General features: G+C 62.7%; 20 protein-coding genes, 1 other RNA gene and 1 pseudogene. 14 read left to right on the plus strand and 8 right to left on the minus strand.

Going from position 1 to position 23,901, the window contains the following annotated elements; translation table 11 throughout:
* Positions 1–6 precede the first annotated feature (6 nt).
* From ACB032_RS04975 to ACB032_RS04995, 5 genes and pseudogenes are all read left to right on the plus strand, one after another.
* Positions 7–768 (plus strand): SDR family oxidoreductase, encoded by a 762-nt coding sequence (locus ACB032_RS04975; RefSeq protein ID WP_324016673.1) that lies wholly within the window; start codon positions 7–9, stop codon positions 766–768.
* Positions 769–1,157: 389 nt separating this feature from the next.
* Positions 1,158–2,594: an arginine-ornithine antiporter gene (gene arcD, locus ACB032_RS04980; RefSeq protein ID WP_324016672.1), complete on the plus strand. Its 1,437-nt coding sequence runs from the start codon at positions 1,158–1,160 to the stop codon at positions 2,592–2,594.
* A gap of 90 nt (positions 2,595–2,684) precedes the next feature.
* Positions 2,685–3,473 carry a sulfite exporter TauE/SafE family protein gene (locus ACB032_RS04985; protein ID WP_011705953.1) on the plus strand — a complete coding sequence of 263 codons (789 nt, stop codon included), beginning with the start codon at positions 2,685–2,687 and terminating at the stop codon, positions 3,471–3,473.
* Between the two features lie 102 nt (positions 3,474–3,575).
* An RNA gene (gene ffs, locus ACB032_RS04990) (signal recognition particle sRNA small type) lies at positions 3,576–3,672 on the plus strand.
* A 324-nt stretch (positions 3,673–3,996) separates the two neighbouring features.
* Positions 3,997–4,960, plus strand: a pseudogene (locus tag ACB032_RS04995) (IS1595 family transposase).
* Positions 4,961–5,287: 327 nt separating this feature from the next.
* Here ACB032_RS04995 and ACB032_RS05000 read toward each other — a convergent pair.
* On the minus strand, positions 5,288–6,190 hold the full coding sequence (locus ACB032_RS05000; protein ID WP_324016671.1) for a LysR substrate-binding domain-containing protein: 903 nt from the start codon (positions 6,188–6,190) through the stop codon (positions 5,288–5,290).
* A 157-nt stretch (positions 6,191–6,347) separates the two neighbouring features.
* Here ACB032_RS05000 and ACB032_RS05005 point away from each other — a divergent pair, with 157 nt between their 5' ends.
* On the plus strand, positions 6,348–7,781 hold the full coding sequence (locus ACB032_RS05005) for a glycoside hydrolase family 1 protein (protein WP_241417835.1): 1,434 nt from the start codon (positions 6,348–6,350) through the stop codon (positions 7,779–7,781).
* Positions 7,782–7,894: 113 nt separating this feature from the next.
* On the opposite strand, the gene ACB032_RS05010 is transcribed toward ACB032_RS05005, so the two are convergent.
* A complete protein-coding gene (locus ACB032_RS05010) occupies positions 7,895–9,820 on the minus strand; it encodes a bifunctional diguanylate cyclase/phosphodiesterase (RefSeq protein ID WP_324016670.1) in 1,926 nt (641 codons plus the stop codon).
* Positions 9,820–10,305 carry a molybdopterin-dependent oxidoreductase gene (locus ACB032_RS05015; RefSeq protein ID WP_323966275.1) on the minus strand — a complete coding sequence of 162 codons (486 nt, stop codon included), beginning with the start codon at positions 10,303–10,305 and terminating at the stop codon, positions 9,820–9,822. The genes ACB032_RS05010 and ACB032_RS05015 overlap by 1 nt, the downstream gene beginning before the upstream one ends.
* A gap of 302 nt (positions 10,306–10,607) precedes the next feature.
* Between ACB032_RS05015 and ACB032_RS05020 the strand changes: the two genes are divergently transcribed.
* Positions 10,608–11,897 (plus strand): HD domain-containing phosphohydrolase, encoded by a 1,290-nt coding sequence (locus ACB032_RS05020; protein WP_324016669.1) that lies wholly within the window; start codon positions 10,608–10,610, stop codon positions 11,895–11,897.
* Positions 11,898–11,942: 45 nt separating this feature from the next.
* On the opposite strand, the gene ACB032_RS05025 is transcribed toward ACB032_RS05020, so the two are convergent.
* Positions 11,943–12,698 (minus strand): SDR family NAD(P)-dependent oxidoreductase, encoded by a 756-nt coding sequence (locus ACB032_RS05025; protein WP_118881147.1) that lies wholly within the window; start codon positions 12,696–12,698, stop codon positions 11,943–11,945.
* A gap of 126 nt (positions 12,699–12,824) precedes the next feature.
* On the opposite strand from ACB032_RS05025, the gene ACB032_RS05030 reads away from it, so the two are divergent.
* The 3 genes from ACB032_RS05030 (at position 12,825) to ACB032_RS05040 (ending at position 15,811) form a co-directional block, all read left to right on the plus strand.
* Positions 12,825–13,778, plus strand: a complete 954-nt coding sequence (locus ACB032_RS05030; protein WP_324016793.1) for a LysR family transcriptional regulator — start codon at positions 12,825–12,827, stop codon at positions 13,776–13,778.
* Positions 13,779–13,942: 164 nt separating this feature from the next.
* Entirely contained in the window at positions 13,943–14,788 is an 846-nt protein-coding gene (gene nfo, locus ACB032_RS05035; protein WP_324016668.1) for a deoxyribonuclease IV, read from the plus strand.
* Between the two features lie 33 nt (positions 14,789–14,821).
* Complete coding sequence (locus ACB032_RS05040; RefSeq protein ID WP_324016667.1) at positions 14,822–15,811, plus strand: Gfo/Idh/MocA family oxidoreductase; 990 nt, start codon at positions 14,822–14,824, stop codon at positions 15,809–15,811.
* A 115-nt stretch (positions 15,812–15,926) separates the two neighbouring features.
* Here ACB032_RS05040 and ACB032_RS05045 read toward each other — a convergent pair whose 3' ends face one another.
* The gene (locus tag ACB032_RS05045) at positions 15,927–16,835 is read right to left on the minus strand and encodes a LysR substrate-binding domain-containing protein (protein ID WP_101614901.1); all 909 of its coding nucleotides are present in this window, start codon (positions 16,833–16,835) and stop codon (positions 15,927–15,929) included.
* Between the two features lie 99 nt (positions 16,836–16,934).
* On the opposite strand from ACB032_RS05045, the gene ACB032_RS05050 reads away from it, so the two are divergent.
* The 4 genes from ACB032_RS05050 to ACB032_RS05065 all read left to right on the plus strand — a co-directional run bounded on the left by ACB032_RS05050 (position 16,935) and on the right by ACB032_RS05065 (position 21,345).
* Positions 16,935–17,918, plus strand: coding sequence for a TDT family transporter (locus ACB032_RS05050; RefSeq protein WP_139705420.1), 984 nt, complete (start codon positions 16,935–16,937; stop codon positions 17,916–17,918).
* Positions 17,919–18,185: 267 nt separating this feature from the next.
* Positions 18,186–19,175, plus strand: coding sequence for a lauroyl-Kdo(2)-lipid IV(A) myristoyltransferase (lpxM, locus tag ACB032_RS05055; RefSeq protein ID WP_011705968.1), 990 nt, complete (start codon positions 18,186–18,188; stop codon positions 19,173–19,175).
* Positions 19,176–19,347: 172 nt separating this feature from the next.
* The gene (locus ACB032_RS05060) at positions 19,348–20,343 is read left to right on the plus strand and encodes a lauroyl-Kdo(2)-lipid IV(A) myristoyltransferase (protein ID WP_324016666.1); all 996 of its coding nucleotides are present in this window, start codon (positions 19,348–19,350) and stop codon (positions 20,341–20,343) included.
* Positions 20,344–20,484: 141 nt separating this feature from the next.
* Positions 20,485–21,345 (plus strand): PA4780 family RIO1-like protein kinase, encoded by an 861-nt coding sequence (locus ACB032_RS05065; RefSeq protein ID WP_043161761.1) that lies wholly within the window; start codon positions 20,485–20,487, stop codon positions 21,343–21,345.
* 51 nt (positions 21,346–21,396) lie between these two features.
* Here the strand turns inward: ACB032_RS05065 and ACB032_RS05070 are convergent, their stop codons facing one another.
* The 3 genes from ACB032_RS05070 to ACB032_RS05080 all read right to left on the minus strand — a co-directional run bounded on the left by ACB032_RS05070 (position 21,397) and on the right by ACB032_RS05080 (position 23,868).
* Positions 21,397–21,930, minus strand: a complete 534-nt coding sequence (locus ACB032_RS05070) for a GNAT family N-acetyltransferase (protein ID WP_242798933.1) — start codon at positions 21,928–21,930, stop codon at positions 21,397–21,399.
* The gene (locus tag ACB032_RS05075; protein WP_242798935.1) at positions 21,930–23,168 is read right to left on the minus strand and encodes a GGDEF domain-containing protein; all 1,239 of its coding nucleotides are present in this window, start codon (positions 23,166–23,168) and stop codon (positions 21,930–21,932) included. Before ACB032_RS05075 ends, ACB032_RS05070 begins: the two co-directional genes overlap by 1 nt.
* Positions 23,169–23,376: 208 nt before the next feature.
* On the minus strand, positions 23,377–23,868 hold the full coding sequence (locus ACB032_RS05080) for a prolyl-tRNA synthetase associated domain-containing protein (RefSeq protein WP_242798937.1): 492 nt from the start codon (positions 23,866–23,868) through the stop codon (positions 23,377–23,379).
* Between the last annotated feature and the right edge of the window lie 33 nt (positions 23,869–23,901).

Genomic DNA, 23,901 nt, shown 5'->3' on the forward strand with positions numbered 1-23,901 from the left:
GCATTCATGGATATCACACAGAAAGTCATCGCCATCACGGGGGCGGGCAGGGGGCTGGGCCGCGCCATCGCCCTGAGTCTGGCGGATCAGGGCGCGCAACTTGCGCTCATCGACGTCAACCGCACCGATCTGGAGGTGACCGAGGCGGAAGTGCGCAGCCGTGACGGCCAGTGCGCCCTGTTCGTCTGCAACGTGGCGAGCGAGCCGGAGGTCGAGGCCACCTTTGCCGCCATCCAGGGGCAGTTCGGTGCCCTGCACGGCCTCATCAACTGCGCCGGCATTCTGCGCGACGGCATGCTGATCAAGGTGAAGGAGGGGGCGCTGACGGAGAAGATGAGCCTGGCTCAGTGGCAGAGCGTCATCGACGTCAACCTCACCGGCACCTTCCTGTGCGGGCGCGAAGGGGCGGCGCTGATGGCCACCGGCGGGGAGGGGGGCGTCATCATCAACATCTCCTCCATCGCTCGCGCCGGCAACATCGGCCAGAGCAACTATGCCGCCAGCAAGGCGGGGGTGGCCTCGCTGGTGGTCACCTGGGGGAAGGAGCTGGCCCGCCACGGCATTCGGGTGATGGGCATCGCTCCGGGGGTGTTTGCCACCGACATGACGGCGGCGATGAAACCGGAGGCGATGGCCCGCATGCAGCAGGCCATCCCGGTGGGCACCCTCGGGCAGGCGGCGCAGCTGGCCCAGACGGTGCATTTTATTCTCGCCAATGACTATCTGTCTGGGAGGATGATCGAGCTGGACGGCGGCTTGCGCCTCTGAATATCGGCGCTCTGTTGCAGATGCCCCTGGCCCCCGGCGCAGGGGCATTTTTATTGAAACGTTTGTCAGCAGCCGGGTTTGTCGACCTCGGCTGCAAGCTGCATTCTCATGCAGGTCTGATCCGTAAAAACGGGGCTCAGGTCATGGAAAAATGTGAAATATCAACGGGTCTTTCTTAATTTGAACCAGCTCACAGGCCCCCGGGGTCAGTGCTGTAAAATTGCGCGCGGTCAAGACGGTGCATGATTGACGGTACGAGGGATTGCGGTCGGAATAGTCATGCAATATAGTTGCCGCCTTTTTCACGGGGTACGGATTTCTAGCCCCTCCCATATTGCGCGCAGTATGAATACGGACGCTCTGCCGCCGCCTAATTAAACAGGATTGAGATGGACAAGAAACTGGGGCTTGGTGCCCTCATCTCGCTGGTGATCGGCTCCATGGTCGGTGCCGGAGTCTTCAGTCTGCCGCAAAATATTGCCGCTCATGCCAGTGCCGGGGCCGTCGCGCTGGGATGGGCCATCACCGGTATCGGCATGATCTGCCTCGCGCTGGTGTATCAGAACCTCTCCATGCGTCGCCCGGATCTCGATGGCGGCATCTTCAGCTATGCCAAGGCCGGTTTCGGCGATTTCATCGGCTTCAACGCCGCCTGGGGCTACTGGCTCTGTCAGCTGCTGGCCAACGTCTCCTACGCCATCGTGGTGTTCAGTGCGCTGAGCTACTTCTTCGACACGCCGGACAAGGTCATCTTCGGTGACGGCAACACGCCGGTGGCCATCACGCTCGCCTCCCTGCTCATCTGGTCGGTGCATGCCCTGGTGCTGCGCGGCATTCAGGTGGCGGCGCTGGTGAACATAGTCACCACCATCGCCAAGATGGTGCCGCTCATCGTGTTCTGCGTGGCCATCCTGCTTGCCTTCAACATGGAGACCTTCACCCTGGATATCTGGGGTCAGGGCACGCCTGAGCTGGGCTCGGTGATGGATCAGGTCAAGTCCACCATGAAGGTGACGCTCTGGGTCTTCATCGGCATCGAGGGGGCCGTGGTGGTCTCCGCCCGTGCCCGCCATCGCAAGGACGTGGGTCGTGCCACCGTGCTGGCGCTGCTGGGGGCCCTGGCGCTCTACGTGATGGTGACCCTGTTCTCGCTGGGGGTCATGAACCAGCCGCAACTGGCAGCCCTCAAGAACCCCTCAACCGCCATGATTCTGGAAGCCGTGGTCGGCCCCTGGGGCGCCTGGCTCATCAACATCGGCCTGGTGATCTCGGTAATGGGGGCCCTGCTGAGCTGGACCGTGCTGGCGGCGGAAGTGCCCTACATCGCGGGCAAGACCGGTGTGTTCCCCGGCTGGTTTGCCAAGGAGAACAAGAACGGCTCGCCGCAGGTGTCGCTCTGGTGCTCCACCTGCCTGGTGCAGACCTTCCTCATCATCATCTACTTCCAGAGCAGCACCTATCTGGCGCTGGTCAACATCGCCACCTCGGCGGCGCTGGTGCCCTACGTCTTCTCCGGTGCCTACGGGCTGAAGCTGGCGCTGAAAGGGGAGACCTACGCGGGTCAACCTCATCAGCGCAAGCGCGATCTGTTCCTGGCGCTGGCGGCTACCGGCTACGGCTGCTGGCTGGTCTATGCCGCCGGGGTCGAGTACCTGCTGCTGGTGGCGCTGCTCTACAGCCCCGGCATCTTCATCTACTGGAAGGCGCGCCAGCACCACGGGCTGCGCGGCCTCAACCGGCTGGAGCAGGGGATGACGGCGGCCCTGCTCGGTTGTGCGGTGCTGGCCTTCTACAAGGTGATGGACGGTACCATTCCCTTGAGTTAACCGGCACAATAAAGAGATGGCCCAAGGGCCATCTCTTTTTTTATGTGCAGCGCTCCATTTGTTCGCTGCACCGCCTCGGAAGGAATTTTTATGCTGTTTATGGGTTATCTGCTGCTGGGGGCGTTCGCCGGCATGCTGGCGGGATTGTTCGGCATCGGCGGCGGTCTCATCATAGTGCCCGTGCTGGTGCTGAGCTTTCACGCCCAGGGCGTTGCGCCCGACATCATTACCCATCTGGCACTCGGCACCTCGCTGCCCACCATGATCTTCACCGGCTTCAGCTCGCTGCGTGCCCACCAGGAGGCCGGTGCGGTCGACTGGGTGATGATCCGCCGGCTCGGCGCCGGCATGTTGGTCGGGGCCTGGCTCGGCGGCATGACCGCCAACCTGCTCAGTGCCAGCACCCTCAACATCATCATCGGCTGCTTCGCCTGGACCATGGCGCTGCAGATGGGGCTCAACCTCAAGCCCAAGGCGGAGCGTCATCTGCCGGGGGCGCTCGGCACCGGCATCGCCGGCACCGTCATCGGCTGGATGTCGGCCTTGTTCGGTATCGGTGGCGGCTCGCTGACCGTGCCTTATCTGAGCTGGAACAGCGTGCCGATGCGCAATGCCGTGGCGGCCTCCGCCGCTTGCAGCATGCCCATCGCCCTGGCGGGCAGCCTCAGCTACCTCTACGCCGGCTGGAACAATCCAGACCTGCCAGAGTGGAGCCTGGGGTTCATCTACCTGCCGGCGCTGCTCGGCATCGTGCTCACCAGTACCCAGTTTGCCCGGGTGGGGGCCAAGCTGGCGCACCGGCTCTCTCCCCAGCGACTCAAGCAGGCGTTCGCCCTGCTGATGCTGCTGGTGGGCGCCAAATTCATGCTGTTTAGCTGAACCCTTGGCCAGATTGTTGAAAAATAAGGCGAACAGCATGGGCGAGGGCAGAAAGCCGTTGCATTGAGAGGCCAGTTTGCCTATTCTCCTCGCCGGTGGTCCTATTGGTCCTCTCGCATTGATAACCCGTCGACCTGGTCAGGACCGGAAGGTAGCAGCCAAGGCGGGGGACTCGAGTGCCGGGATGTGGCTGGTAGGGCCACCACTTGTTTCTGCAATTCAATAAGTTACAGCTAATTCCCCCTTCATACCGCTTGGTAATCCACTTTGTGTGGATGAGTCAGGAGTCTTCATCTCGGATCTCCGACTCTCTGCAGCAACCTATCAGGTACGACCGCAAGGTGTCCTGGAGTCTGGCGCAAACTTCCCCTTGCTCTTCAGGGCAGGCACTTTACGCGAGCATTTTCCCTTCAGTCACTTTCCGTGGCCTCTATTGCCATTTCATCCTTTTTATTTGGCTCTGTCCCAGTTATGTGTTGAAAGGCTAACCTTGAAGTAGGTCATCACCTTGAGGGCCGCCATCATGGATACCCAAGCCTTTCAACATCTACTGTCCCTCTTCACATTGCTCACTTTGCGTCAGCGTCGTCTCGCGCAACAGGAACTCACCACCCCTCACCCCATCACCTCGTTGGCCACTCAACTGCCCGCATGCCAATGCTGCCCTCACTGCCAGGCCGCGGCCACACTGCTGGCTCCCTGGGGCTGGTCTCGAGGGCTGCGCCGTTATCGCTGCAAGCAGTGTTTGCGCACCAGTTCCGTGCTCACTAACACGCCTCTCGCCCGACTTCGCAAGCCACAATGCTGGGAAGACTATGCACAGGCCCTCATCGACGGTCTGACCGTCCGGCAGGCGGCGCTCCGCTGTGGGGTCGGTAAAAACACCGCCTTTTTATGGCGCCACCGCTTCCTGAAGGCCATGGCTAGCCACCAGGCGGTACGGGAAGAGGGGATCGTCGAGGTCGATGAGACCTTCTTCTTAGCGTCGTTCAAAGGACAGCGCGAATTGCCCCGCCCGGCCCGCCATCGTGGCGGCAAAGGCCGTACCCGAGGCACAGGGCCGGATTACATCCCGGTGATGGTGGTGCAAGACCGAGCAGGCCACCTGGCTGACTTCCAGTTGGAAGAGCTGAATGCCAGGGCAGTGAAGGCGGTGCTTGAACCGCTTATCGCCCCGGATGCCGTCCTGTGCAGCGATGGTGCCGGGGTGTATGCGAGTATTCAGCAAGTCGCAGGGCATGACCCACCAAGTGGTGCACAACCGTGCGGGAGAGCGGGTGGTGGGTGCATATCACATCCAACATGTGAACGGGTACCACAGGCGATTGAAGGAGTGGATGGAGCGGTTCCATGGGGTCGCGACCCACTATCTGAGGAATTATCTGGGTTGGCGAAGGATGTTGGAGCGCTATGGGAGGGAAGTGAATATCTCACGTTGCTTGCATGAGGCGCTGGGGCGCCCCATGCAACACGTAATTGGGACATAGCCTTTTATTTCCACCCCTCTACGATCCTTTTTCGAAAGAGAAGTGCTTGCCGTGCACCAACGCCCAAGCCCGGAAAGCACCTGGTAATCAGTAACCCCGATCGCTTATTTGAAGAAGTGCGTCAACTACTTGCTGGCTGATGCGCTGGCAACGGCCCGCGCAGGGTTATCAGGTCAAGAGTGCTCGCTTCTCTATCAAGCAATCCATCAACACCCACATCTTGGCCGGCGTGCCCGCGACGGCAGACAGAGATAAACCTTAATGGGATGTCAGCGCTACCACCAAGTTGCCGCCTGCCAGGCGGGAAGACAGAGGCGCCGAGCAGGCTCATGGCTGCTCTGGATAAGACCCCGCTTGCAGCGCGGGAGCCGGCTCACTCAGGTCGGCGACAATCTGCCAGAAGGCGTCGATGAGCGGGCCCTTGCTGTGGGGCGGGCGGATGAGGCCGATGATCCAGCTCGCCTCGGTATCACGCAGCGGCAGGGTCAGCACATCCGGGTGCTCTATGGTGGTGGAGGAGGGCACCAGGGTCCAGGCGATGTCGGCGGCGGCGGTGGCGACGCCGGCGGCGAAGTCGTTGACGTACTGGATATCGCGAAAGCGCAGCCCGCTCTGGGCCAGATAGTTCATCAGGTGATCATAAAACGAGGGGGCCTTGTCCCGGCGCAAGATAGCCAGCGGCTTGTCCACCAGATCCGCCAGTCCGCGCACACCGGCGTAGCTGGCCGGCAGCACGGCGACAAAGTGCGCCCGCACCACCGGCAGACAGTGCCACCCCTTGGGGGCGGGCAGGCGGCAAAAACCGAGGTCCAGCTTGCCCTCGCTCAGAGCCAGCAACTGGTGGTGAGTGGAGAGGTCGTTGAGCTCTATGGTGACCTGTGGGCGTTCGGTGCGAAAACGGGCGATGGCGGCGGGCACCAGGATCTTGGTGGCAACGCCAAAGCCGATACGCAGGGTGCCGCTGTTGCCTGCCAGCACATCACGGGCGGTGCGACCGAGTTGCTCGCTGGCCGCCACCAAGGCGCGGGCATCCTCATAGAGGGCCCGCCCCATCACGGTGAGGCGGGTACTGCTGGCATTGCGCTCGAACAGCTCGCCGCCCAGCTCCTCTTCCAGCCGCCGTATTTGCTTGCTCAGGGCCGACTGGGTGACGTGCTGGCGCACCGCTGCCTGACCGAAGTGCAGCACTTCTCCCAGGGTGACGAAGGCTTTCAGATCCCGTAACTCCATTCCGGCCCCTATGATTCCTGTTTGGAATGTTGAATGCTTTGATTTGTCATTGGACGGAATTTTATAACTGTTCGATGCTTATGCCAATTCCATTGGGCGCCGCCAGTCGGCGCGATAAAGGTGGCAGGTGCCACCGCCGCATAAGGAGCAACCCCAGATGCATCACCACAAGTTCAACGACTTCCCCGCCGATTTTCTATGGGGCGCCGCCTCCGCCGCCTACCAGGTGGAAGGGGCCTGGAACGCCGATGGCAAGGGCCCCTCGGTGTGGGATCTGTTCACCAAGCTGCCGGGCAAGACCTTTGAGGGCAGCAACGGCGACGTGGCGGTGGATCACTATCACCGCATGGAGGAGGACGTGGCGCTGATGGCGGAAATGGGGCTCAAGGCCTACCGCTTCTCGGTGAGCTGGCCGCGTATCTATCCCACCGGCCGCGGTGAGGTGAACGAGGCGGGGCTGGCCTTCTACGAGAAACTCATCGATACCCTGCTGGTTCACCAGATAGAGCCGGTGCTCACCCTCTATCACTGGGACTTGCCCCAGGCGCTGCAGGATGAGTACGGTGGTTGGGAAGACCGACGCATCATCGAGGATTTCGAGCGCTACTGCGTGACCCTGTATCAACGTTTTGCCGGCAAGGTGAAATATTGGGTGTCGCTCAACGAGCAGAACTACAACCTGACCAACGCCTATCAGCTCGGCACTCACCCGCCCGCAGTGCAGGATCGCAAGCGCTTCTTTGCCGCCAACCACATCGCGTTCCTGGCCAACGCCCGGGTCATCAAGGCGTTCCGCCAGCATGTGCCGGGGGGGCTGATCGGCCCAAGCTTCGCCTACTCGCCCGCTTATCCGGCGTCGTGCGACCCGAAAGACATGCTGGCGTTTGAAAACGCCGAGGAGTTCACCAACCTCTGGTGGCTCGACGCCTACTGCTTTGGCCGCTATCCGCAGGCGGCGCTTGCCTACCTGCGGGAAACCGGCGAGGCGCCGGATATCCTGCCGGGCGATCTCGAGCTGCTGCGGGAAGGGACGCCCGACTACATCGGCGTCAACTACTACTACACCCTGACCTTCACCGACAACCCGCTCGGCGGCCAGACCCTGCAGCGCATCAACACCACGGGGCAAAAGGGCACCACCCCCTCGAGCGGCATTCCCGGCCTCTACAAGACGGCGTCCAACCCGCACCTTGAGACCAGCAACTGGGACTGGGCCATCGACCCAACCGGGATGCGCATCGCCCTGCGCCGGCTCTCCTCACGCTACGGTCTGCCGCTGATGATCACCGAGAACGGCCTCGGCGAGTTCGACAAGCTGGCAGCGGGAGATCGGGTGCACGACGACTACCGCATCGACTATCTGCGCAGCCACGTTAAGGCGTGCCAGGAGGCGCTGCAGGACGGGGTGGAACTGCTGGGCTATTGCGCCTGGTCGTTCACCGACATCCTGAGCTGGCTTAACGGCTACCAGAAGCGCTACGGCTTCGTCTTTGTGGAGCGTGACGAGCAGGGCGGCTCCCTGCGCCGGCTCAAGAAGGACAGCTTCTACTGGTACCAGACGGTAATAAGCTCGGGCGGCAAAACGCTCTAAGCAAATCGAGCAGCAGTACTTTGACAGGCTCCGCCCATCGGCGGGGCCTGTTGTTTTTGGTGGGAACGGGATGGTGAGGCGAAAGATAGGGTGGTCCGCAATGGGGTATGCGTTCAGTGATAGCTGACGTCCACGCTCTCTTCGGTGCTGTGGGCCAGATGGGTCATGGCATAGATGAAGAATTCGGCAGGGGAGAGCGGCTTGGAGTAGTAGTAGCCCTGGATCTCGTCCACCCCGATATGGGCCAGCTGCTGCAGTTCATGCAGGCTCTCCACCCCCTCGGCCACCACAACCAGCCCCAGCTGATGGGATAGCTTGGTGATGGACTCGACGAACATGAATTGCCGCGGGTCGGTCTCGATGTTGCTGATGAAAGACTTGTCAATCTTGAGCTTGTCAAAGCTCAGGGACATCAGATAGGAGAAAGAGGACCAGCCGGTCCCGAAATCATCCAGCGCGATGCGCACGTGGATGTGTTTGAGCTCCTTGAAGATGCGCTGGCTGAGCGGCAGATCGTCGAGTGCGATGGTTTCGGTCAGCTCCAGAATGAGCTGTTCGGCGCGCAGCGGACTCTGTTGCAGCATCTCGTTGACCTGGTGGAACAGGGCCGGGGTGAACATGGAGTTGGAGAGGTTGATGGCCAGCTCCAGCTTGTCCACGAAGCTGGCCGGCAGTTGCGACATGTCGTGGTTGACCCGGCTGAAGATCCATTTGCCGAGCAGCTCGCCGAGGCCGTTCTCCTCCGCCATGGCAATGATGTCCAGCGGGTTGATGAAGCCGTATTCGGGGTGATGCCAGCGGATCAGCACCTCGGCCCCCATGTTGTAGGCATTGCCCGGTTTTATCACCGGCTGATAGTGCAGATAGAGGGTGCTGTTGGAGATGATATTCAAATGTTCACGCAGCTCGGCGGCCAGTTTCCGGTTGCGGCTGTAGTGCTCGAACATCCGGTGGTTGAATACCTGCAGGTGGTTCTCCTTGAGCTTTTTGGCATTGGCGAGGGCAATGTCGGCGAACAGGATCAGCTCCTCAATCTTGTGGGCCGTGATGGGGTGCTGGCTTATTCCCATGCTGACGCGCACCCGGTGCGCCGGATCGGCCTGAAAGACGGTGGGCCTTAATTCATCCAGCAGCCGGACAAGGTAGGGAACACGGTGCTCGATGGGCATGGCACCATAGATGAAGAGGGCAAATTCATCGCCGCCCATGCGGGCGATGAAGGCCTGGTCATGGGCATACTCTCTGATCTGGTTGGCCACCATGGTGAGCAGTTCATCTCCGGCGGCATAGCCCAGGCTGTCGTTGACCTCCTTGAAGTTGTTCAACTCGACCAGGCAGATGGTCAGGGTACAGTCGGCGGGCTGTTTGCCCTTGGCCAGCCGCTCCAGCCGGGTCATGAAGGCGGCCCGGTTGGGCAGCAGGGTCAGTGGGTCATTCCAGGCCAGGAAGTATTGCAGCTTCATCTCCCGGGAGACCACGAACAGGATGAGCAGGCCGATGGCCAGCAGGGCGACCAGTACCAGTACGTGCCCTTCCTTGGACTGCTGCAGCTCCTGACGCTGCTTGATGGCGGAGGGGCCGGTGAAGTTCATCACCATCAGATCCCGGATGGAAGGCAGCAGCTTGTTCATTCTGCCTTCCATCTCGGCCAGCCGGGCTGAATCGGGGGTGGGGTTGACCACGTCCTGCTCATACTCCTTGAGCACCTCAAAGAAGGCGCCGACTCTCTCGCTGGCCTGGTAGCGGGAACGAATAAGGGCGGTCTCCTGTCCGGTCAGGAAGATGTCCAGCCGGTTCCAGGCGATGTCATAAGCTTTGTTCAACTGCCCGGCATCGGTCTGACCGCTGCGATACAGCGACAGCTGCTCGTCAAAACCGTGCAGCTCCAGCTCCAGCTGGGCCAGAGACCAGGCGGAGAGCTGGTTGTATTTGACCATGTCATTGAAGGTGCGATCGTAATTGAAGAGTGACCAGATGGTCACCCCCAGAAAGGAGACCATGATAAAGGCAAGGGAGAGGAACTTGCCCTTGATCATCATTACATCCCTTCAAGCTTGAGCACTTGCCACACCATCAGGCTGTGATATTGCTCGATATTGAGCTCGGGGTGGTCCGACAGGGGGTAGATGACCCAGACTGGGCCCTTGTTGCGCAGGGTCAGTGCCTTGCCATCTTCCTCGATGGCCAGCAGCACGGGGTATTTCTCGACATCTTCCCGCGGGATCACCGCAAAGTAGTCGTTCTGGGCCATCACTTTTATCTTGTCGGCAGTGACGCCGAGGGTATCGAGCACCGTCTTGAGCAAGACGCCGCGATAGACATGGGAGCCCTTGGTCCAGGGAGTGGTAGTGGTGACGCTGGCTTGCGGCAGCGCCTGCAGCTGGGTGCGGCTGTATTCCATCTTGCCGGCGTTGTTGCAGCAACCCTTGGCGGCGACGCTGAGGATGACCTCATCGGCACTGTAGGCCTGACCGCAGAAGAGTAAAGACAAGAGGTAAAACAGGGGTAAGGTTAGCGCTTTCATGGTTGGTTCCTTATGGGCAACTTATTGATATCCAGCCTGTTGAGGCCGTTTCGCTCTAACCATAGACCATTTCCGAATGACTATTGATGATGCTTTAAGGCAACCACAATGCCTCATTTTCTTCACATCTATTACACAACCGGCACGTGCCTTGCCAAATTGATCCAACTCATCTTTTTATCAATTAGATGAGGGGTATCTGGGTGAAGCTACCACCAGAGTTCATATTCTGATTTAAATTCAATGTGTTTACCCGGCCCCAGACACGGGATGTTTCACGTTGGCAGATGTGGGCACGCATCATGAACAGCAACACCCCATACACCCGCAGCGGTGAGCACGTTTCCCAGCAGGTTGATTTGCGCCAGGTGGTATACGCCTTGTCGGCGTCGCTGGATCTGGTCGGCATCGGTGATGTGGCGCACGGCAAGCGGGTCGGCATCATGGCCGCCGAGTGCGGCAAGGCGCTGGGAGCAAATGCCAGCGAGCGAGCCTGCCTGTTCGAACTGGGGGTGCTGCACGACATCGGCGTCTCCTCCACCTTTATTCATTGTCATCTGGTCAGCGAGTTTGACTGGGAGTCCTCCCAGTTCCACTGCGAGGTCGGTCATGACCTGCTCAAGGACTTTCCACCGCTGGCGCCCCTGGCGGAGCCCATCCGTTATCACCACACCCACTGGCACCGGTTGGTACAAACCCCCGGATTGGCGGCGGGCGTGATGCGCCAGGCCAATCTCATTTTTCTGGTGGACCGGGTGGATGCCCTGGCGGCACCTCATTACGGTGACGGCTCTCTGTTGATGCACACCCACGAGATCCGGCAACGGATCGAGGCGTGCGCCGGCGAGTTTTTCGATCCCGAACTGGTGGCGGCCTTCCTCTTGGCATCCCGCTCGGAGGCGTTCTGGCTGCAACTGGAGGGGCGCGCCATCAGCGACTACATGCACGACATGCTGAGCGAGCGGGAACCCTGTCTCACCAGCAACGGCGAGCTCAAGCAGCTGGCGCGGATCTTCTCGGCCATCGTCGATGCCAAGAGTCCCTTCACCGTGGCCCACTCCCTCGGCGTGGCCAGACTGGCCCGGCTGCTGGCCGAGCTGATGGGCATTGAAGAGGGGCACTGCGAGCAGCTGGAGATTGCCGGGCTGCTGCACGATCTCGGCAAGCTGCGGGTGCCTGACGAAATCCTCGACAAGGCGGGGTCACTCGATGAGCGGGAGCGGGCCATCATCAATATCCACAGTTTCGAGACCTATCAGATCCTGCGCCATATCGACGGCTTCGAGGCCATCGCCCTGTGGGCCTCCTATCACCATGAAGAGCCCAATGGTTGCGGTTACCCTTTCCACCTGACCGCCGAAGCGATGCCGCTGGAGGCGAAGATCCTGCGGGTGGCCGACATCTTCCAGGCCATGGTGCAGAACCGACCCTACCGGGAGGGGTTGAGCGCCGGGCAGGCGCTCGGCTTTTTGCAGCAACTGGCCAGCCAGAGCCGGGTCGATGTGGAAGTGGTTGCGACCCTGGCCGCCCATCTGCCGCAGGCGCTGTGTGCCGCCTGCGGGCAGGCGCCTGACGTCAGCTCAAGCCACTGACGGGCTGCCGCTGTTGGCAGCGCCGTATCCTCTGCGGGGACAGGTCTAGAGGAACATGCCGCCCGAGGCTTCGATGCGCTGGGCATTGATCCAGCGGCTGTCAGGGGAGAGCAGGGCGGCAATCACGCCGCCGATGTCTTCCGGCTGGCCCACCCGTCCCAAGGCGGTCTGACTGGCGATGAAGTCGTTGACGGCCTGATTGTCCCGCACCACACCCCCGCCAAAGTCGGTCTCGATGGCCCCCGGTGCCACCACGTTGACGGCGATGCCGCGCGGCCCCAGCTCCTTGGCCAGATAGCGGGTCAGCACTTCGACACCCCCCTTCATGGCCGCATAGGCGGCATAACCGGGCAGCGCAAAGCGGGTGAGTCCGCTCGACAGGTTGAGGATGCGCCCGCCATCGCGGATCAGCGGCAACAGCTGTTGAGTCAGAAAGAAGACCCCCTTCAGGTGAATGTTGAACAGGGTATCGAACTGCTGTTCGGTGGTCTGCTCTATGGTGGCGTGAATGCCGATGCCGGCGTTGTTGACCAGAAAGTCGATCTGCTGGCGCTGCCATGTGCCCAGCTGCTCCTGTACCTGGCGGGCGAAGGCGGCAAAGCTGCTGCTGTCGGCCACATCGAGGGGCAAGGCGTGGGCCTGGACGCCGAGTGCGGTCGCTTCGGCCACCACGGCCGCCGCTTCATCGGCCTGACTGCGATAGGTGATGATGAGATCGATGCCGCGCGCGGCGAGGGTCAGCGCCGCCTGTTTGCCAAGGCCGCGGCTGGCGCCGGTGATGAGTGCGATGGGGTGGGCCATGAGGGGACTCCTGTCTGTGGGTAATGCGCTCGGGATGAGCCGGTGTGATCACTCTATTGTCCGTTGTTGATTGGATAAATAAGGTGATAATGAATGCACTGTTCCAATTGGCGAGACAATGGCGGCATGGATCAACTGGATGCGATGAGGATGTTTGTGCGGGTGGCTGAGCTGGAGAGCTTTACCCGCAGTGCCGAACAGTTGAGTGTTCCCAAGGCGACGCTCTCGGCGGCCATTCGGCGGCTGGAGGAGCAGATGGGCACCCGCTTGCTGCAACGCACCACCCGGCGGGTGCAGCTGACCCCGGATGGCAAGCTCTGTTACGCCCGCTGCCAGGATCTGCTGGCGGACATGGAGGAGTTCAACGCGCTGTTTCGCCAGCAGGGGCAGCTGAGCGGCCAGCTGCGGGTGGACATGCCGAGCCGGATGGCCCGTCATCTGGTGATCCCGGCGCTGCCCGCCTGGCTTGCGGCCCACCCCGACCTGCAACTGCTGCTGAGCAGCACGGACCGGCGGGTCGATCTGGTGCGGGAGGGCTTTGACTGCGTGATCCGGGTCGGGGCTCTCGAGTCCTCCAGCCTGGTGGCGCGCCCCCTCGGCCACTACCGCCAGATCAACTGTGCCAGCGCGGCCTACCTGGCCCGCCATGGAACACCGCGCAATCTGGGCGAGCTGAGCAACCATCGGCTGGTGCACTACGGTGGCGGCAGCGGGCCCAGGGAGAGCGGTTTCGAGTACCTGCAGGCGGATGGCTCTCGCGCCGTGCTGGCGATGCGCGGGGCGCTCACGGTGAACGACAGCGAATCCTATCTGGCGGCGGCGCTGGCCGGGCTTGGCATCATTCAGCTGCCGCGAGTCGGGGTGGAGCCATTGCTGGCCAGCGGCGAGCTGGTGGTCATCCTGCCAAAGTGGCAGGCGCCGCCGCTGCCCATTCACGCCCTCTATGCCCATCGCCGTCAGCTGGCCCCCCGGGTGCAGGCGTTCATCCTGTGGCTGAGCGGCATCCTGGCATCGGCGCTGGAGCCTGACGGACTGCGCGATGGCGGGCAGCCAAGCAGCGGGAACGACGTGGCCGATTGACTCCTTGACGTTACTCTCATCGGCGGCCGGCACTGCGGGCCTCTCTATGGTTGCCATCGACAATCCCGGTTTGGCGCAAGGGGCGGGCTTGGGCATAATGACGCCCCATGTTGGCCGCTCCTTTGCTGCGCGGCCAGACCCAGCAACAGTGCAGAGGAGATGAGATGAAATTTATCGGAGCCCACGTCAGTGCGGCCGGCGGGGTGGAGAACACCATCGCCCGTGCCCAGGCCATCGGCGCCAATGCCTTCGCCCTGTTTACCAAGAACCAGCGCCAGTGGCAGGCGGCGCCGCTTTCCGAGACCAGCATCCGCGCTTTCAAGCTGGCCTGCGAGAAGGGGGGCTTTCGCCCCGAGCAGATCCTGCCCCACGACAGCTACCTCATCAATCTGGGTCATCCGGACCCCGATGGTCTCGCCAAGTCCCGCGACGCCTTTCTGGACGAAATGAAGCGCTGCGAACAGCTGGGGCTTTGCTACCTCAATTTTCATCCGGGCAGCCACCTGAAGCAGATCCCGGAGGCGGCCAGCCTCAAGCTGGTGAGCGAATCCATCAACTGGGCGCTGGAGCGTAGCCAGGGGGTGACGGCGGTGATCGAAAATACCGCCGGCCAGGGCACTAACCTCGGCTGGTCGTTCGAGCATCTGGCCACCATCATCGACGGGGTGGAAGACAAGAGCCGGGTCGGCATCTGCTTTGACACCTGCCATGCCTTTGCCGCCGGTTATGACCTGCGCACCGCAGACGCTTGCGCCGCCGTCTTTGCCGAGTTCGAACAGACGGTCGGCTTTCAGTACCTGAAGGGGATGCATATCAACGGCGCCAAGTGCGCCTTCGGCAGCCGGGTTGATCGCCACCACAGCCTGCGCGAGGGGAACCTGGGGGAGGCGGTGTTCCATCACATCATGAATGACCATCGCTTCGACGGCATTCCGCTGATCCTGGAGACCATCGACGAGTCCATCTGGGGCGACGAGATCCGCTGGTTGCGCAGCCTGGCGAAGGCATGATGACCGACCGGCAGACAGCATAAGGAAACAGGGATGCAACAGAGATCAAGCGACCAGCCGCTGCGCTGGGGGATTGCCGGCGCGGGGGCCATTGCCCGCCGTTTTTGTCAGGATGTGAACGGGCACGCCAGTGGCAGCCGGGTGGTGGCGATCGCCGCCCGTGATCAAGCGCGGGCGCAGGCCTTTGCCGATGAGCAGGGCTTGTCCCACGCCCATGGCAGCTATCAGGCGTTGGCGGCCAGCCCCCAGGTGGAGGCGGTCTATGTGGCGGTGATCCACCCGGAGCACGCCGCCCTGATCGAGCTCATGCTGCTGGCGGGCAAGCACGTGCTGGTGGAAAAACCGGCGGTGACCCGGGTGGCGGACTGGGATCGGCTGGTGCAGCTCGCCGCCGAGCGGGGCCTGCTGCTGATGGAGGCGATGAAGGTGATGTGCTTCCCCGCCATGCGCGAATTGCTGGGGCGGCTTGCGGCCCTGCCAGCCCCCGACAGACTGCGGGCCGCCTTTGGCTCGGTGCAGGCGCGGGACGGCAAGCTGTTCGACCCGGCGCTGGCCGGCGGCGCCGCCTGGGATGTGGGGGTCTATCCGCTCTGGCTCTATGCCGCTCTTTGTCACCAGCTCGGGCTGGCGGCGGGTGAGCCCGAGGTCACGCTGTCTCGCCAGGCGGGCGAGGTGGACGAAGCTGCCCGCTTTGATTTTTCCGGCCCGCTCAAGGCCGAACTTGCTGCCTCCATCGTCGCAGATCTCGACAAGTCGGCCTGGCTGTCCGGGCCCGGCTGGGCGCTGGAGCTGGTGGGCAAGTGGTGGAATCCCCAGCAGATAGCGTGGCGTGGTGGCGATCCCCTGCCGGCCTGGCCACACGACATCGCGCTGCCGGTGGCGGGCGGCGGCATGCAGCACGAGGCGGATCACTTTGCCGCCTGCGTCAGACAAGGATTGAGCGACTCGCCCTGGGTGCCGCAGGCGCTGAGCAGACAAGTGCTGGGCTGGGTCGAGCGGGGATTGCAGCCCGCGAAACGCTGAGTCACAAGGCTGAATGACAAAGAGGGAGAGCCTAGGCTCTCCCTCTTCTATTGCAACCGATATCCTAGTGGCAAGGGCAATGCAGGGCAATCTGCTGCCCGATCATCCCATTGGCTCAGGTGCTGCTGGCCTCGCTGGAGAGCACATCCTCCTGGGCGCGGCAAAATTGCAGAAAGCGGCGCAGGGTGGCGGAGTGATACTTCTGCCGATGCCAGATGAGGGAGAGCTGACGGGGGAAGCGGCGGGTCAGGGGCAGGGCCACCAGGCGGCCGGCCTGCAACCGATCCGACACCGCCAGGTGGGAGATGAAGGAGATGCCGAGCCCCTTCTCGACCGCCAGCATCACCGCCTCCAGAGTATTGAGTTCGAGCCCGGCCTGCCAGCGGGGCAGTTCGGGCTGGATCTGCTGCTCGAACTGCTCGCGGCTGCCGGACTGGGGCTCGCGTAGCACCCAGGTTTCATCGCTCAGCTGGGCGAGGGAGAGACGGCTGCGGCCGGCGAGGGGGTGCGCGGGCTGGGCCACGATCAGCATCTCGTCGTGGAGCCAGGGCTCGCTGACCAGGTCCGGGTGATGGTTTTCCCCCTCGATCAGCGCCAGATCCAGCTCGAAGTTGGCCAGCAGGTGGCAGAGCTGGTGGGTATTGGTGATGGTGACGCGGGGTGGCTGTCCCAGCTCCTGCTTGCTGGTGGCGAGCAGGGCAGGCAGCAGGTAGTTGCCGATGGTCTGGCTGGCGCCCAGACGCAGCTGGCCGCTCGGTTCGGCATCCGGGCTGAACAGGGTTTCGATGTCCTGCATCCGGGTCAGCAGCTCCTCGGCCGCCGGTTGCAGCAGGCGTCCCTCGTTGTTGAGCTGCAATCTGGGATGAATGCGATCGAACAGCGGGGTGGCGAGCTGGCGCTCCAGCTCCTGCAACGACTGGGAGACGGCGCCCTTGCTCAGGCACAGTTCATTGGCGGCCAGCCCCAGATTGCCGTAACGGGCGATGGTGGCAAAGACCTTGAGTTGTTGCAGGGTCAGCTTCATGTTTGGATATCCTGAACGATTGATTTAATTCATTTAGATATCGTAAACGATACGGGGCCATTATCCTATGCCCATCGTCTCTCATCAGAGGTTTCAGACATGATCGCAAGAACCCGTCAATCCTTAGGCAAAGCCCCGACTCCCATGGCAGGGCTGGCGCTCGGGATCGCCAGTCTCGGTTGGTGCTGGGAAAATGCCGGTCACTTCGATGGCCGCCTGCAGTTGCTGGGGGCAGCCATTGCCGCCGTGCTGCTGGTGATCCTGACCTTCAAGTTTCTGCTGCACCCGCGCCTGTTGTGGCAGGATCTGGCCCACCCCGTGGTCGGCAGCGTGGTACCCACCTATGCCATGGGCACCATGGTGGTCTCCAAGGCGGTCGGCATGCTCGACGCCGGTCTGGGCGAGGGGCTCTGGCTGTTTGCCGTGCTGCTGCACCTGGCGTTCCTGGCCACTTTCGTCTGGCATCGGGCCAAACAGTTTGAAATCCACCACATGGTGCCGAGCTGGTTCGTGCCGCCGGTGGGGATCATCGTCGCGGACGTCGCCTTCCCGGGCGGCCAGTTTGCGGCGCTGGCCAACGGCCTGCTCTGGTTCGGCATGCTCTGCTACGGCCTGATGCTGCCGCTGATGCTCTATCGCCTCATCTTCAGCCATGAAGTGCCGGATGCCGCCAAGCCGACCATCGCCATCCTGGCGGCCCCCGCCAGCCTGTCACTGGCCGGTTACCTGACCGTGAGCGAGGAACCCTCCCTGCTGCTGGTGGCCGTGCTGCTGGGGATTGCGGTGCTGATGACCGGCATCATCTATCTGGCCTTCATCAAGCTGCTGCGTCTGCCGTTCTCACCGGGCTACGCCGCCTTCACCTTCCCGCTGGTGATCGGCGCCACCGCCCTGTTCAAGGTGAGCCACCTGGTCGAGCAGTGGCCCCAGGCTGCCGAGTATGTCGAGCAGATCCGGCTGCTGGCCCACTTCGAACTGGGCGCCGCCACCTTGATCGTCGGCTATGTGGCCCTGCGCTACCTGATGTTCTTCCTGCCGCTCGACGGCAGCGACGAGGTGACGCACGGCATGGTTCGTCGCTAAGAAGAGGACGGCGAGAGCCGGGATACGGGGCGTTGATGAGCAACCTTGCAGCAGACAGGGGCCATCAACCGGATAATGACCAAGCGCTTTACCTTCGGGTGAAGCGCTTTTTGTACCGGTTCTGGCAGCGAAAGGTGCCATTCATGCCCGTTGGCGCCCCGTTTTTTGCGCCAGCGCCCAGCCTGGGGGGACAATGATGAATTTCACTGGTATTACCTGTCAGGACGAATACAATGCAGCTCCATTTTCTTAGCTTGATCCCCATCCATGTCTTCCCATGATCCCGTGTTTGACACCCGCTTCGAGGCCAGATTCCTGCATCCACGCTATTGGCTCAGCTGGCTGGCGCTTGGCGTACTGATGCTGCTGGCGTTCGTGCCGGTCCGTCTGCGCGACCGTCTCGCCGCCGCCCTGGCACCGCTGGTGTTCCGTATCTCGAAAAAGCAGATCTATATCGCCAGAACCAACCTGGCACTCTGTTTTCCGCAAAAGAGCGAGGCCGAACGCGACGCCATCCTGATGACCTCGATCCGGGTCGGTCTCAAGAGTCTGCTCGGCTTTGGCGAGTTCTCCGTGCGCAGCCCCGCCTATCTGATGAGCCGGATGCAGGTCAGCGGCTGGGAACATATCGAGGCGGAGCAGGCCGCCGGCCGACCGGTGATCCTGGTGGTGCCCCACAGCTGGCCGGTGGATGCGGCCGGTTACTACTTCACCCGGCGCGGGGTGCCCATGTGCACCATGATGAAGCGGGCGCGCAATCCGGTCTTTGACTGGCACCTTAATCGGGCCCGCGCCCGCAACGGTTGCCGGGTTTATGAGCGCAGTGCCGGCATCAAGGCGGTGATCCGTACCATCAAGGGCGGTCGCAGCTTCTTCTATCTGCCGGATCAGGATCATGGCCGCGAGAAGAGCATCTTTGCCCCCTTCTTCGGGCACCCCAAGGCGACGCTGCCGGCGTTGCCACGGCTGGTGCAGGTGAGCGGCGCCAAGGCGGTGCCCTTGCTGGCCTGCTATGACGAGGCCAAGCACTGCTACCGGCTGGAGATCGACGCGCCGTTTGACAACTATCCCACCGAGGACGTGATGGCCGACACCTGCCGGATGAACGACATGGTGCAGCAGCAGCTCTGCCGCGACCCCGGTCAGTACATGTGGTTCCTCAAGATCTTCGACACCCGCGAGGATCAGGTGGGCCTGGATGGCCGCTACGAGGCGGGGATCCAGCGCATCCGCAGTGGCTTGCAGCCGCTGCCCTGAGGCAACACGCCTTTATGTCATATGGCCCTGCGGGGCCATTTTTATTGGCGATGGTGACCCGTCATGGGGGGAGGGCTGCCTTGCCGGCCAGCCCGGTGGCCGGGGGGCGTGGCCGCCAAAGTGGAAAAATCTGTCAGGATAATTAAAATAACCGTTTATTTTCTATGACTTGATGGCGGCCATGTCCTCACACGATCCGGTTTTTGACACCTCATTTCATCCCCGTCTGCTGCATCCGCGCTGGTGGGGCAGCTGGCTGGCGCTCGGTCTGCTCTGTCTGCTGGCATTGGTGCCCCATGGTCTGCGCGACCGGCTCGCCAATCGTCTGGCGCCTACCCTGCTGCGAATGTCAAAGAAGCAGGCCTACATTGCCGAGACCAACCTCAAGATCTGTTTTCCCGAGCTGGACGAGGCAGGCCGTCAGGCCTTGCTGCTCAAATCGATCCGGGTCGGTCTCAAGACCTTCATGGGCTTTGCCGAGCTGACCCTGCGCAGTGCCGCTCATCTGGCCAGCCGCGTCAAGGTGCGTGGCTGGGAGCATATCGAGGCAGAGCGGGCCGCCGGCCGGTCGGTGATCCTGGTGGTGCCCCACACCTGGGCGGTGGACATGATCGGCCGCTACTTCGCCATTCGGGGGCTGACCATGTGCACCATGATGAAGAGCCCAAAGGATCAGGTGTTTGACTGGTACATCAACCGCGAGCGGGCCAAGGGCGGCAAGGTATATGAGCGCAGCGTCGGCATCAAACCGGCCATCAAGGCGATCCGCAGCGGCGCCAGCTTTTTCTACCTGCCGGATCAGGATCACGGTCGCGAGGCCAGCATCTTCGTGCCTTTCTTCGGCCATCCCAAGGCGACCCTGCCGGCCCTGCCCAAGCTGGTGAAACTGACCGGCGCCAGGGCGGTGCCCATTCTTGCCTGCTATGACGAGGAGGAGGGCTACTACCGGCTGGAGATCGAGCCGCCTTTCGATCCTTATCCCGGTGCGGATCTGGTGGCCGATGTCTGTGCCATGAATGGCATGGTGGAGCAGCAGCTGCGCCAGCATCCCGAGCAGTACATGTGGTTTCTCAAGATTTTCGAGACCATGGAGCACCAGCAGGGATCGGATGGGTTCTACGAAGAGGGCATTAAGCGGATCCGTGGCGATCTCCCTCCCGGGGAGTGAGGCCGGCCGACCCGGCGGCGTGGGTTATCGCACCGGGATCATCGCGGTTGCCGGCACGCCGGGCGCCGTCAGGAAACAGGGATAGGCAAGTGGCCCGGGAGGGGCTATCTTCTGATGCGCAAATAGGGTAAAAGGGCGGCCATGAAAATTCCAAATCGAATCCAACCTCTGGTTGATGACGGCCTGGTCGATGACGTCATCAGCCGGCTGATGAGCGGCAAAGAGGCCGACGTCTATGTGGTGCGCTGCGGCGACGAGATCCGCTGCGCCAAAGTCTATAAAGAGGCGTCCAAGCGCAGCTTCAAGCAGGCCGTGGTCTATCAGGAAGGGCGCAAGGTGCGCGGCAGTCGCGATGCCCGCGCCATGGAGAAAGGCTCCAAATACGGTCGCAAGCAGCACGAAGAGGTGTGGCAGAACACCGAAGTGGATGCCCTGTTCAAACTGGCGGCGGCCGGGGTGCGGGTGCCCAGGCCCTATGTCTGCCTCGATGGCGTGCTGCTGATGGAGCTCATCACCGACGAAGAGGGCAATGTCGCCCCCCGCCTCAACGACGTGGCGCTCTCTGCTGAGCAGGCGGTCATCGACCATGGCAAGGTGATCCGTTATGTGGTGCGCATGCTCTGCGCCGGCCTCATCCACGGCGATCTCTCCGAGTTCAACGTGCTGGTGGATGAACAGGGCCCGGTCATCATTGACCTGCCCCAGGTGGTGGATGCCGCCGCCAACAACCAGGCCAGGGCAATGCTGGAGCGCGACGTCAACAACATGCGCAACTACTACGGCATGTATGCCCCCGAGCTGCTCAAGACCCGCTACGCCCGGGAGATGTGGGCCCTCTATGAAGATGGCAAACTGACCCCCGACAGCGAGCTGACCGGCTTGTTCGAGGAGAGCCGCGAGCAGGTGGATCTCGACTCCGTGCTGCACGAGATCGAGAGCGCCCAGGAGGAGGCGTTGGCCCGTCAGGCCAGGATGAAGGCCGAAGAGGAAGACAGCTACTGATCTTGCCGGTGGCCGTGGCCAGTGAACAAAGAGCGCCAGTGGCGCTCTTTTTTATTGTCTGCCGCTCAGTCCTGGCCCCTTGGCCGGGGCCAGCCGGTAAAACCGGAGCCAGCAGCGATCGCCGGCATGGTAGCGGCGATCCAGCCATTGCCCGCCGGCGGCGGCAATGACCTTGAGCGAGGCCGAATTTGCCTCGTCACAGCTGATGAGCACGGGTTCGCTCAGCACATGGCGCTGCAGCCAGCCGAGCAGGGTGCGGGCGACGCCTTCACCCCGGCGGGTGGGACGGGTCTCGTAACCGATGTGGCCAAGCCACTGGCGGGTGGCGGGGTTGTCGCCGTGACGCAGGCGCAAGGTGGCGAGGATCTCCTCCCCCTCGAGGGCAAAATAGGTGGTGGTGGGTGGGTAGCCCGGTGGCAGATGCAGCCCATCGGCATGGGCGAGCAACTCCTGCAGCCACTGATCCGGGTCGAATTGCGCCACCTGATAGAGCGACAACCCGGCGGCGCCACACTCGGCCACATAGCGGCGGTAGGCGGGGGCGTCGGTCAGCCGAGCGGCCCGGCACTCGATGAGGGGTCGCATCAGGTCTGGGTGGTCAGGGGCCACAGCAGCCTGGGCTCGCTGTGGTGCGGCTCCTGGATGCAGGCGCGCTGGCGGCCGGCCTGTTTGGCGGCATAGAGTGCCCGATCCGCGCGCAGATAGGCCTGCTCGAAGCTCTCGCCCTGCTGCAGCGAAGTCAACCCGATGCTGAGGCTGATGGGGCCGCCGGCCAGCGGCTGGGTGGCGTCTGCGACCCGCTGCTGCAGGGTCTGGCAGCAGACCGGCAGCGTTTGCGATGTCTCCATCACCAGCAGCGCCAGCTCGTCGCCGCCAAGGCGGCCGGCCAGCCCCGCCGGCGGCAGGCTCTCCCGGATCACCCGGCCCACCGCCCGCAACATGGCGTCGCCGGCGGGGTGACCGTGGCGGTCGTTGATCTGCTTGAAGTTGTCCAGGTCGATCAGCAGCAGTTGCCAGGGGCGGGCACTGCGACAGGCACGCGCCGCCAGCTGCTGCTCGAAATGGTGGCGGCTGTCCAGCCCGGTCAGGGCATCCAGGTTGGCGCGCCGCTCCAGCTCGCGCTGGGTGGCAAGCAGCGCCTGCTGCTGGCGAGTGTGCACCAGGCTCAGCAAAATGAAGCTGCGGGCGATGGTAAAGAGCAGGCTGAGCAGGATCACCGGGCCGAGCAGGGGATCGGTGAGGCTGGAGGCGGCCGACTCCGGCCACCACTGATGCTTGGCCATCCTGACCAGCTGCAGGGCCAGTTGCAGCGCAAGCAACAGGATGGCGAAGCGCAGCACCCGGTAGGCGGGTGCCAGCCGCTGATAGCGCCAGAGCTGCCACAGCAGCAGGCATATCTGCAGCGAGATGGCCCCGGAGAGCACCACGATCCGGCTGTGTATGTCATCCGGCGGCAGCTGCGCGGCGGTGACGGCGAACAGCAGGAAGCCGGCGAGGGCGAGGAGCGGGCAGAGCCAGCCAAAACGGTCGGCCTCGCGCCGGAAAAAGTGGCGCAGCCCCCGCTCATAGAGCAGCGGGGTGGCGATGATCAGCAGGTTGGTAAGCAGGATGTTGGCAAGGGAGCTATCCCCCGTGAGGGTTCGCAGCAGCAGGCAGCCAAAGGCGGCGGCGATGGCCAGTTCGCTGGCTGACCAGTAGAGCAGGGAGCGCAGCGGTCGCTGGGTATGCCACAGGTAGGCGAAAATGGCCGCGACCCCGATGTGCGACAGGCTGACGAACAGCACCAGACTCAGCAACTGGGCCGAGGAAAACAGACTCTGCATCAAGGGTGTGGGCTCTTCCTGCCGGGAACGGCGCAGCGACCTCAGGGCCGGGTGACTGGGCCGGATCACAGCATGAATTGCGCCGCTGAGCAATGGTTTAAGTGATCCTGGCACGATCGCGGCAACAACCGCCACAAGAGGGCTGCTGACTCGATTAATCAGGGGCGGGGCATGACGCCGGGGCGTTTATGCTTCCCTCCCTCTTGGGTCAGTCGCTCACGACCGGCAGCCGCATGATGGTGGCCTCCCGGCCGAGGTGGGCCAGCAGGCGGCGCACGTCGTCGAGGCGGATAAGCAGGGTGGCGGTATTGACCAGCGGGTGGCACTGCACCCGCTCGGCCTGCCAGATCGTTTCGTCCACCACCAGTTCCACCGCTTTTTCCCTGTCGCGCACCATGGCGAGCAGGGTGACCGCACCCGGGGTGAGGCCAAGCACGGATTCCAGCCGCTCGGGCGAGCCAAAGCTCAGCCGCTTGACGCCAAGGGCGGCAGCCAGTGCCTTGAGATCGACCCGGCTCTCTTCCGGCGTCACCACCAGAAACAGTCGCTCGCTCTTCGGGTCACGCAGGAAGAGGTTCTTGGTCTTGGCTGCGGGCAGCTTGGGCAGCAGCCGGCTGGCCTCCTCGCAGGTGAAGACGGGGGCGTGATCGATGCGCTGATAGGGAATGGCCAGCTGATCCAGCAGAGAGTAGAGTGCCACATGACCTCCTGATGTCGGGTGAAGAGTGGAGTG

It is taken from the genome of Aeromonas sp. S5(2024), assembly GCF_041403025.1.
Classification (GTDB): Bacteria; Pseudomonadota; Gammaproteobacteria; order Enterobacterales; family Aeromonadaceae; genus Aeromonas; species Aeromonas hydrophila.

Coding starts and splice junctions, on each gene's coding strand:
- ACB032_RS04985 (WP_011705953.1), top strand. CDS start 2,685: ATGCTGTTTATGGGTTATCTGCTGCTGGGGGCGTTCGCCGGCATGCTG.
- ACB032_RS05025 (WP_118881147.1), bottom strand. CDS start 12,698: ATGGCCCACCCCATCGCACTCATCACCGGCGCCAGCCGCGGCCTTGGC.
- ACB032_RS05005 (WP_241417835.1), top strand. CDS start 6,348: ATGCATCACCACAAGTTCAACGACTTCCCCGCCGATTTTCTATGGGGC.
- ACB032_RS05010 (WP_324016670.1), bottom strand. CDS start 9,820: ATGATGATCAAGGGCAAGTTCCTCTCCCTTGCCTTTATCATGGTCTCC.
- ACB032_RS05045 (WP_101614901.1), bottom strand. CDS start 16,835: ATGAAGCTGACCCTGCAACAACTCAAGGTCTTTGCCACCATCGCCCGT.
- ACB032_RS05065 (WP_043161761.1), top strand. CDS start 20,485: ATGAAAATTCCAAATCGAATCCAACCTCTGGTTGATGACGGCCTGGTC.
- ACB032_RS05075 (WP_242798935.1), bottom strand. CDS start 23,168: ATGCAGAGTCTGTTTTCCTCGGCCCAGTTGCTGAGTCTGGTGCTGTTC.
- ACB032_RS05070 (WP_242798933.1), bottom strand. CDS start 21,930: ATGCGACCCCTCATCGAGTGCCGGGCCGCTCGGCTGACCGACGCCCCC.
- arcD (WP_324016672.1), top strand. CDS start 1,158: ATGGACAAGAAACTGGGGCTTGGTGCCCTCATCTCGCTGGTGATCGGC.
- nfo (WP_324016668.1), top strand. CDS start 13,943: ATGAAATTTATCGGAGCCCACGTCAGTGCGGCCGGCGGGGTGGAGAAC.
- ACB032_RS05030 (WP_324016793.1), top strand. CDS start 12,825: ATGGATCAACTGGATGCGATGAGGATGTTTGTGCGGGTGGCTGAGCTG.
- ACB032_RS04975 (WP_324016673.1), top strand. CDS start 7: ATGGATATCACACAGAAAGTCATCGCCATCACGGGGGCGGGCAGGGGG.
- ACB032_RS05000 (WP_324016671.1), bottom strand. CDS start 6,190: ATGGAGTTACGGGATCTGAAAGCCTTCGTCACCCTGGGAGAAGTGCTG.
- ACB032_RS05040 (WP_324016667.1), top strand. CDS start 14,822: ATGCAACAGAGATCAAGCGACCAGCCGCTGCGCTGGGGGATTGCCGGC.
- ACB032_RS05050 (WP_139705420.1), top strand. CDS start 16,935: ATGATCGCAAGAACCCGTCAATCCTTAGGCAAAGCCCCGACTCCCATG.
- ACB032_RS05060 (WP_324016666.1), top strand. CDS start 19,348: ATGGCGGCCATGTCCTCACACGATCCGGTTTTTGACACCTCATTTCAT.
- ACB032_RS05020 (WP_324016669.1), top strand. CDS start 10,608: ATGAACAGCAACACCCCATACACCCGCAGCGGTGAGCACGTTTCCCAG.
- lpxM (WP_011705968.1), top strand. CDS start 18,186: ATGTCTTCCCATGATCCCGTGTTTGACACCCGCTTCGAGGCCAGATTC.
- ACB032_RS05015 (WP_323966275.1), bottom strand. CDS start 10,305: ATGAAAGCGCTAACCTTACCCCTGTTTTACCTCTTGTCTTTACTCTTC.